The following is a 7,842-nucleotide window of genomic DNA, read 5'->3' as shown; positions in this document are numbered from 1 at the left end:
AATTCCAATTTTTCAATTGTTTGCTGCCCTCACCCCAACCCCTCTCCCAGAGGGACTGGAACAGCTCGCGCAGCGAGAGAGGGACTTACTCGCCGAATTGTAAACAGCGCCTAGTCGTTGCGGGTGCGATACAGCCGCAGTTGACCGTCCTGCCAGCGGTAGAGGTGCGGGCTGACCGGGTTCGCTGTTTTTGCGCTGACTTCTGCGACAAGCGTTTGCAGCTCTTGCAGGTTTTCCGGGCTGTCGTCCTTGACCAAAAGCAGCTCGCCCCGCGACGGCGCGGCAATGACGGCGCTGTGCAGCCAGCTCGGCGGCAGGATTTCGTCGAGAATGAGCAGCAGCGAGACGTCATAGACGCCGTCCAGCACCATGCTGTAGGCGCCGCCTTCGAGGCCGTAGATTTTGCTCTGCCCTTTGCGTTTGCGCAGGTTCTTCACGGCGCGGGTGCGCAGCAGGTCGGGGTTGGCGTAGCCCATCGCCTCCGCTTCGCCGGGCGAGAGGTAGCGCAGTCCGGCGTCGCATTCGTAGGTGTAGCAGATGAAGAGGTCGGCGAGGTAGGGCTGAACCATCATCAGCTCTTTCAGCTCTTTTTCCGGCTGGCGCGCAAAGATGCGCCGTTGCAGGTCTTGCAGCCAGCCCGCGCTTTTGATTTGCGGCAGGATGTTTTCCGGGTTGTCCGCCGGCGTCTGCTGCACGTTGTATTCGCTGATGCGCTTGAGTTCAAAGGCAAACAGTTTTTCGCGCTCTTCCGGGTGCTGCTGGTAGTGCTGGTAGAGGCCTTGCAACGACAGGGTCAGCGGCTGCGCGAGGTGGATGTAAAGCAGGGTCAGCTCCGGCTCGCGTTCGTTGAGCTGGATGGAGACGCGCACATGAAACTGGCGGCTGATGGTGGCGGCGAGTTCGCGCGCAAAGGCTTCGGCGGTGAGGAGTTCGGTCATGACTGGTACTCCGGGGCAAGCAGGGCGGTGCAAGTCGCTGGCGGGGTTTTGAGCGGTTTCGGTTTGGGCGGCTGCGGCGGCCTGGGATTCAGAATGGCATCGCTCTGGTCGGCGACCCATTTGTAAAGGTCGGCATTGCAGCCGTCGCCGGGCGGAATCGCCGCCTGCGTCATGCACTCCGCGCTGCCGGGCGGGCAGTTGAGGCGAACGTGGAAATGCGAGTCGTGGCCCATCCACGGGCGGATTTTGTGCAGCCAGCGGGTGTCGGATTCGCTGTCGCACAGATGCGCCTTGATGACGGGATTGACGAAGATGCGGTTAGTTTCGGGAAAGGTGGCGGCGGCGTGCAGCGCGTCGCGGTAGGCGGCCTGCCACAGGCCGGGGACAAGCGTCCCTGCCGCGCCATCAACCATCGACGGCGGCTCCACGTCCTTGTCCGGCTGACTGCCTGCGGGCACGGCGTAAAACCAGATGTCCACGTCCAGCCCGTTTTGGTGGCTGCTGTGGCCGAACGGCATTTCGCCGCCGACCGGCTGGCTCAGGTCGCCAATGAGGATTTTGGCGCCGTGCGTGGCGGCGACTTCATGGCCGACGTGGCGTACCAGTTTCAAGGTAATCGGCTGACTGTAAAAGCGGTTGCGCCAGCGACGGATACTGATGAAGCCGTCGCCTTCGGCTTCAAGCGTCTGCGCGCCGAGCTGGCAGCCGTTGGCGGCGCTGCCGACCGCCTGCGGTGTCGCCCCTTTTGGCGCGCGCACCATACTCCATACATTCACCTTGTCGGGGTCCTTCGCAAGCGCCACAGCGGCGCACAAGGCAAGCAAAAGCGTCAAATATTTCATGGTTACAGAAACGAGTGTTACGGTTCGGAAATCATACACGATTTTCGCCGAAACCGCCGGAATCCGCGCCGTTGTTGCACCGTACTGCGCCTGGAATCTGTTTAGAGTCTGCGGGGGAATTTGAACAGATTCTTAACCATCAGAGCGGGCGCGCAACCTGCGCACCAGCGCCGCAATCGCCGCGTCATCGTCCTCGACCCCGTGAAAAAGACGGTCAAGAATATCGGGATCCTGATACTCCAGCAGCGCGGCGAACGCCTGCTGCTCCGTCGCCGTTGCCGTGGCGTAATCCTCCTGCAAAAAACCCTGCAACACCAAATCCAGCTCCTTGATACCGCGCCGCGACAGCCACGCCAACCTTGCATCCATCACACACTCCCGGCATAACGCCACAAAACTACCCGCAAAATGCTACAATATCACCGTCCAAACCACAAATATCCACAGGAAACCGCGCGATGAAAGATGACACCCTCATACTGAAAGCCACCGGACCGGACGCCGGGACATTCCTGCAAGAACACCTCGTCTGCGACAAGGACGCCCTCGCACGCGGCTACTGGCACTGCGCCGCCTGCTGCAACCCGCACGACAAAGTGCTGGCCGTACTCTGGCTCATCCCCTGGCCGGACGGCATCCTGCTGCGCCTGCCGCGCTCCGTCGCCGCAGTGGCACTCGCCCAACTGCGCCAGCACACCGGCGCACGCGACATCACCCTCGAAGAAACCGCCCTGCATTTTGCCGCCCTTGCCGGCGACAACCCCGACCCCGAACGCCACATCCACCACGACGACGGCATCGCCCGCCTTGGCGGCATTACCGGACTCATCCCCGTCATCAGCGCACAACCACTGCCAGACGCCCTGCCCGGCGAAGCATGGTATGCCGCCCGCATCCGCGCCGGTATCGCCGAAATCCACGCCGACACCGCCGGACACTACGCGCCGCACACCCTCCACCTCGCGCCCCGCGACCACGCGCCGCATCAAAAAAAACCGCAACACCAGCTCGCCACCGCCACCGCACCCGGCCTTGCCAGCGGTCAGCGCACCCTCTACAACACGCACCACAAACCCGTCGGCACCCTGCTCGATTACGGACACGACACGCACGGCACCGTCGCCCAAGGCGTCATTGACAGCCATTACCTCAACAAACCCCTGCACCTGCGCGACCATGACCAAACCTTGACCTTCCACCCCGTCACCGCCAAAAATGCCTAAAATTCACGGACACCCATAAACCTACAGGAGACACCATGAGCCCCAGCATCATCGTCGCCGCTGCCATCGGCTTCTTTATCGGCGCCGTCCTCGTCTGGATTATCAAAAACACCAACCAGCACCACGCCGAAGACCTGCAAGAAGAAAGCGACACCTTGCGCCAGGAGCACGAAGCGCTGAAAAAAGCCTTCGCCGACTACCGCAACAACGTCAACGGCCACTTCATCCGCACCGCCGACGCCGTCGAACAACTCGCCGACGGCTACAAAAACGTCTATCACCAGCTCAGCAGCGGCGCGCGCGCACTGATGGACAAAGAAACCCTGCAAAAACAAATCGAAAAACGGCAAAACAAAACCATCACCCTCGGCTTCGCCGCAGACAGCGGCGACAGCGCCCCGGCAGCCCCCGCCGCCCAACCGGCAGAAAAACCCGCGCCCGTCCCGCCCAAACCGGTTGCCAAACCCACGCCGGCGGAGCCACCTGCACCATCACCCGACAAAAAACCGTCAGAACCGGCAGCTTCCGAAGCGGGCAAAAGCGAGACCCCGCAAGAAGCGGTCAAACGCCACCTGCAAAACAACCAGGGGAAAACACCATGAAAACAACACACCACGCCTTTGCCCTCCTCGGCGCCACCCTGCTCGCCGCCTGCCAGGCCGACAGCAACCCCGGCAACATCAGCGCCGGAGACAGCCCGCGCAGCGGCAGCCAATGGGTACTCGTCGCCGGCCAGCTCAACGGCAAACCGCTGAACGTCCAGGACGGCACCGTCACCCTCACCCAGGAAAAAGACGCCTTCACCGGCGTCTCCGCCATCAACCACTACCGCGTGCCGGTAAAAATCCGCGGCGGCAACATCGAACACCCCGAACCGCCGACGACCACGCTGATGGCCGGGCCGGTCGAAGCGATGCGCCTCGAAAGCGACTACCTCGAAGCGATGAGCGCGGTCAAACACCTCAAACGCGAGGGCGACAGCCTCACCATCAGTGGCGACAACAGCGAACTGCAATTCCGCCCCGCACCGCCGCAAAGTGCCCGCTAAACCCGTTTTTCATCCACAGAAAACCCCGCCACCGCGGGGTTTTTTATCGCTTCACGCCAAAGAAAAGCCGTATGCCAGTGCATACGGCTTTTATGGCTATCCCGCCTCACGGGGCGCTTCAGTCATCAAACCCTTCCTGTACCGCGCCGCCGCCGTAGCCGTGGGCGAGATCGCCGAAGCGCAGGTACTGCCCCTGAAAGCTCAGTTTGACCGTGCCAATCGGGCCGTTGCGCTGTTTGCCGATGACGATTTCGGCGATGCCTTTTTCCGGTGAGTCCGGGTTATACACTTCGTCGCGATAGACGAACATGATGACGTCCGCGTCCTGCTCAATCGCGCCGGATTCGCGGATGTCCGACATGATGGGGCGCTTGTTCGGGCGGCTTTCCACCTGGCGCGACAATTGCGACAGCGCAATCACCGGCACGTCCATTTCTTTGGCGAGCAGCTTGAGCGCGCGCGAGATTTCGCCGACCAGTGCGGCGCGGTTGTCGTTGCCGCGGCTGTCCGGCAGTTGCATCAGTTGCAGGTAATCGACCAGCACCAGTCCCAAATCGCCCACTTCGCTTTTCAGCCGCCGCACCCGCGCGCGCAGGTCGGTGGCGGTGAGGTTGGAGCCGTCGTCGATGTAGATGGGCGCGTTTTGGAGCTGGCTGACGGCGATGGTGAGTTTGCGCCGTTCGTTTTCGCCCTTGATTTCGCCTTTGCGCAGTTCGGACTGGTCGATGCTGCCGAGCGATGACATCATCCGCAGTACCAGCGCCCGCGCCGGCATTTCCAGCGAGAAGATGGCGACCGGCAGTTTGGCGCCAATGGCGACCGCTTCGGCGATGTTCATCGCGAAGGTGGTTTTGCCCATTGAGGGGCGTCCGGCGATGATGATGAGGTCGCCCGCCTGCATTCCGGCGGTCATTTTGTCCAAATCCTTGAAGCCGGTGGGGATGCCGATGACGTCGGTGCCGCGCCGCCCGATTTCCTGGATGTAGGCGACGGTGTCGGCCAGCACGGTTTTCATCTGGTGGAAGCCGTCGCGCTCGTTTTTCTGGTACTGGTTTTTGATGTCGAACACGCGCTGCTCGGCGCTGTCCAGCAGTTGCGCGGCGGTGCGCCCTTCCGGGAAGTAAACGCTCTGCGCGATGTCGCCGCTGCTTTTTAAGAGTGAGCGCAGGATGGACGCCTCACGCACGATGTCGGCGTAGGCGACGACGTTCTGCGCGCTGCCGTAGGCATCGGCGAGGCTGGAGAGATAGGCGGTGCCGCCGCTGTTTTCCAGCTCACCCCGCTCGCGCAGCGCATCGGCGACGGTAACAATATCCAGCGGCTGACTGCGCGACGCCACCGTCGCCATCGCCTGAAAGATGAGCTGGTGCGCGCGGCTGTAGAAATCCACCGCTTCCACCCGCCCGGCGACGCGATCCCACATTTCGCCGTCAAGCAATACGCCCGCCAGCACTGCCTGCTCCGCATCCTGCGACTGCGGCGGCTGGCGCAGCCGCTCTTCCTGTCCTGCAAAATCTGCCATCACGCCTCCCCGCGCCGTGCTTTTTCCGCCGCGACCAGCCGCGCGCGCGTTTCATTAACCCAGCGTTCCGCCAATTCGTTGATTTCCGCGACGGTTTTCCCCGCCGGGTCAATCGGCGCGCCGACGACGACCTGCACCGTGCCGGGGTGCATCAGCCCGCGTTTCGGCCAGAACTGCCCGGCATTGTGCGCGACCGGCACGGCGGGCACACCCAGCGCCGCCGCCAGCCGCGCCGCACCCGCCTTGAACGGCAACGGCGCATCAAACGGCGCGCGCGTCCCCTCCGGGAAGAGAATCACCGAATAACCCGCCTCAATGCGTTGCCGCCCCTGCGCAATCACCTTCTGTATCGCCCGCCGACCATCCTTGCGGTTGATCGGTATCGGGTGCAACACCGCCAGCGCCCAGCCAAAAAACGGCAACCACATCAGCTCGCGCTTCAGCACCCACACCTGGCGCATTTTCAGCTTCGGCAAAAACGCCGTCTCCCAGGTGGACTGGTGATTGACCAGCAGCACGCAGGTACCGGGCGGCATCTGCTCCAGCCCGTGAATCTCCCAGCGGATGCCGCAGATGAGCCGCGCCAGCCAAATCGTGCTGTAGCCCCAGCCGAAGGCGAGGCGCAGCCGCAGCGGGAACGGCAGCACAATCAGGCAGACAATAAAAATCGTCCACAAAATGGTGACTGGCACAAACAGCACCTTGAACAACACCGTGCGAAACCCGCGCATCACGCCGCCTCCTTTAACCAACTCTCAACCGCTGTTTCCACATTGGCATAAACCGCGACATCCTCCAGCTTGCCGCGCCACTTGTGCGCCACCGCGCGGCCGTTGCCGGTTTTCACCAGCACCGGTGCCGCGCCTGCCGCCCGCGCCGCCTGCACATCGGCGAGACTGTCGCCGACAAACGGCACGCCCGCGAGCGCCACGCCAAAAAACGCCGCCTGATCGAGCAGCATCCCCGGATTGGGCTTGCGCCACGGATGCGCCGCATCGGCGCTGGCGCAAAAAACAATGCGGGCGATGTCGCCGCCGAACTCGCGCGCCACCAACAGCAGCCGCGCGTGAATGCGCGCCAGCATCGCCTCGTCCAGCGCGCCGTGGGCAATCGCGCCCTGATTGGTACAAACGCCGACGCGAAAACCGGCCTGGGTGAGGCGGGCGATGCCGCGCAGGGCGTTGGACAAGAGGCGCAACTCTTCCGGCCGCCGCACCGCCGCGTTTTCATTCAAGACGCCATCGCGGTCAAACAACACCAGCTTCTTGGAAAAATCAAACATTTACAACACACTCCCGTGGGAAAAACTGGCGCGAAGTGTAGCACACGCCGCCCGCGCCGCCGCCGCCCGCCGCGCAAATCCTGTATCCTTGCGCCTTTACCGTTGCCCTGCGTCCCCATGACCGACACCCTGCAAAACCGCCCCATCGGCGTCTTCGACAGCGGCGTTGGCGGCCTCACCGTCGTCCGCGCGCTGATGGAACGCCTGCCGCTCGAACACCTCATCTACTACGGCGACACCGCGCGCGTGCCCTACGGCGTCAAATCGCGCGCCACCATCGAAACCTACAGCGCGCAAATCGTGGCATTTCTCCTCGCGCAGCGGGTCAAGGCGCTGGTCATCGCCTGCAACACCATCGCCGCCGTCGCCGGCGATGCCATCCGCGCCCAGGCGGGCGGACTGCCGGTGCTGGACGTCATCAGCGCCGGGGCGCAGGCGGCACTGCGCACCAGCCGCAATCACCACATCGCCGTCATCGCCACCAACACCACGGTGAACAGCAACGCCTACGCCCGCGCCATCCACGCGCACGACCCGCAGGCGCGGGTGCAATCGCAGGCCTGCCCGCTGTTGGTGCCGCTGGTGGAAGAAGGCTGGCTCGACCACGACGTCACCCGCCTCACCGTGCGCGAATACCTGAAGCCGATACTGGCCGACGACGCCGACACCCTCGTCCTCGGCTGCACCCACTACCCGCTGCTCAAACCGCTGCTGCGCGAAGAAGCCCCGCACCTCGCACTGGTCGATTCCGCCACCACCACCGCCGAACACACCGCCCGCGCGCTCGCCGCCGCAGGACTCTTGCGGCAAGGCAGCGACAGCGCGCATTACCGCTACTGCGTCAGCGACATCCCGCTGCGCTTCCGCGCCATCGGCGAACGCTTCCTTGGCCGCAGTTTCGATGACCTCGAAACCGTCCGCCTCGGCTAAGTGCTGTTTACAATTTGAAAAATCCCCCTCCCCTGCAGGGCGAAGCCCGCAGCGGGG

General features: G+C 63.4%; 10 protein-coding genes. 4 read left to right on the top strand and 6 right to left on the bottom strand.

Annotated features, from left to right (window positions below):
- Window positions 1-110 precede the first annotated feature (110 nt).
- The 3 genes from Q0349_RS12895 to Q0349_RS12885 all read right to left on the bottom strand — a co-directional run bounded on the left by Q0349_RS12895 (window position 111) and on the right by Q0349_RS12885 (window position 2,149).
- Window positions 111-938 carry a hypothetical protein gene (locus Q0349_RS12895; protein ID WP_298081423.1) on the bottom strand — a complete coding sequence of 276 codons (828 nt, stop codon included), beginning with the start codon at window positions 936-938 and terminating at the stop codon, window positions 111-113.
- Window positions 935-1,819: a penicillin-insensitive murein endopeptidase gene (locus tag Q0349_RS12890; protein ID WP_298081422.1), complete on the bottom strand. Its 885-nt coding sequence runs from the start codon at window positions 1,817-1,819 to the stop codon at window positions 935-937. The genes Q0349_RS12895 and Q0349_RS12890 overlap by 4 nt, the downstream gene beginning before the upstream one ends.
- 93 nt (window positions 1,820-1,912) lie before the next feature.
- Window positions 1,913-2,149, bottom strand: coding sequence for a succinate dehydrogenase assembly factor 2 (locus Q0349_RS12885; protein ID WP_298081421.1), 237 nt, complete (start codon window positions 2,147-2,149; stop codon window positions 1,913-1,915).
- Between the two features lie 89 nt (window positions 2,150-2,238).
- On the opposite strand from Q0349_RS12885, the gene Q0349_RS12880 reads away from it, so the two are divergent.
- From Q0349_RS12880 to Q0349_RS12870, 3 genes are read left to right on the top strand one after another with little or no spacing between them, the layout of a single operon-like run.
- Complete coding sequence (locus Q0349_RS12880) at window positions 2,239-3,003, top strand: hypothetical protein (protein ID WP_298081420.1); 765 nt, start codon at window positions 2,239-2,241, stop codon at window positions 3,001-3,003.
- A 35-nt stretch (window positions 3,004-3,038) separates the two neighbouring features.
- Window positions 3,039-3,605 carry a DUF1043 family protein gene (locus Q0349_RS12875; RefSeq protein ID WP_298081419.1) on the top strand — a complete coding sequence of 189 codons (567 nt, stop codon included), beginning with the start codon at window positions 3,039-3,041 and terminating at the stop codon, window positions 3,603-3,605.
- Window positions 3,602-4,051 carry an META domain-containing protein gene (locus Q0349_RS12870; protein WP_298081418.1) on the top strand — a complete coding sequence of 150 codons (450 nt, stop codon included), beginning with the start codon at window positions 3,602-3,604 and terminating at the stop codon, window positions 4,049-4,051. The genes Q0349_RS12875 and Q0349_RS12870 overlap by 4 nt, the downstream gene beginning before the upstream one ends.
- Window positions 4,052-4,169: 118 nt before the next feature.
- Here Q0349_RS12870 and dnaB read toward each other — a convergent pair whose 3' ends face one another.
- Genes dnaB through Q0349_RS12855 form a run of 3 tightly spaced genes read right to left on the bottom strand, consistent with a single transcriptional unit; the run spans window position 4,170 to window position 6,855 of the window.
- On the bottom strand, window positions 4,170-5,573 hold the full coding sequence (gene dnaB / locus Q0349_RS12865; protein WP_298081417.1) for a replicative DNA helicase: 1,404 nt from the start codon (window positions 5,571-5,573) through the stop codon (window positions 4,170-4,172).
- Entirely contained in the window at window positions 5,573-6,304 is a 732-nt protein-coding gene (locus tag Q0349_RS12860) for a lysophospholipid acyltransferase family protein (RefSeq protein ID WP_298081416.1), read from the bottom strand. Before Q0349_RS12860 ends, dnaB begins: the two co-directional genes overlap by 1 nt.
- Window positions 6,304-6,855 (bottom strand): HAD-IIIA family hydrolase, encoded by a 552-nt coding sequence (locus tag Q0349_RS12855; RefSeq protein ID WP_298081415.1) that lies wholly within the window; start codon window positions 6,853-6,855, stop codon window positions 6,304-6,306. The genes Q0349_RS12860 and Q0349_RS12855 overlap by 1 nt, the downstream gene beginning before the upstream one ends.
- Before the next feature lie 117 nt (window positions 6,856-6,972).
- Here Q0349_RS12855 and murI point away from each other — a divergent pair, with 117 nt between their 5' ends.
- Window positions 6,973-7,785: a glutamate racemase gene (gene murI / locus Q0349_RS12850; protein ID WP_298081414.1), complete on the top strand. Its 813-nt coding sequence runs from the start codon at window positions 6,973-6,975 to the stop codon at window positions 7,783-7,785.
- Window positions 7,786-7,842 lie beyond the last annotated feature (57 nt).

This window comes from uncultured Cardiobacterium sp. (assembly GCF_938028185.1).
Lineage (GTDB): Bacteria > Pseudomonadota > Gammaproteobacteria > Cardiobacteriales > Cardiobacteriaceae > Cardiobacterium.
Note: the sequence above shows the minus strand (reverse complement) of the source record. Positions and strands in the feature narration are given on the sequence as shown.

Bases quoted from the DNA above. Each gene is read 5' to 3' on its own strand.
- Q0349_RS12860 (WP_298081416.1), bottom strand. From the start codon at position 6,304: ATGCGCGGGTTTCGCACGGTGTTGTTCAAGGTGCTGTTTGTGCCAGTC.
- Q0349_RS12855 (WP_298081415.1), bottom strand. From the start codon at position 6,855: ATGTTTGATTTTTCCAAGAAGCTGGTGTTGTTTGACCGCGATGGCGTC.
- dnaB (WP_298081417.1), bottom strand. From the start codon at position 5,573: ATGGCAGATTTTGCAGGACAGGAAGAGCGGCTGCGCCAGCCGCCGCAG.
- Q0349_RS12895 (WP_298081423.1), bottom strand. From the start codon at position 938: ATGACCGAACTCCTCACCGCCGAAGCCTTTGCGCGCGAACTCGCCGCC.
- Q0349_RS12875 (WP_298081419.1), top strand. From the start codon at position 3,039: ATGAGCCCCAGCATCATCGTCGCCGCTGCCATCGGCTTCTTTATCGGC.
- Q0349_RS12880 (WP_298081420.1), top strand. From the start codon at position 2,239: ATGAAAGATGACACCCTCATACTGAAAGCCACCGGACCGGACGCCGGG.
- Q0349_RS12885 (WP_298081421.1), bottom strand. From the start codon at position 2,149: ATGGATGCAAGGTTGGCGTGGCTGTCGCGGCGCGGTATCAAGGAGCTG.
- murI (WP_298081414.1), top strand. From the start codon at position 6,973: ATGACCGACACCCTGCAAAACCGCCCCATCGGCGTCTTCGACAGCGGC.
- Q0349_RS12870 (WP_298081418.1), top strand. From the start codon at position 3,602: ATGAAAACAACACACCACGCCTTTGCCCTCCTCGGCGCCACCCTGCTC.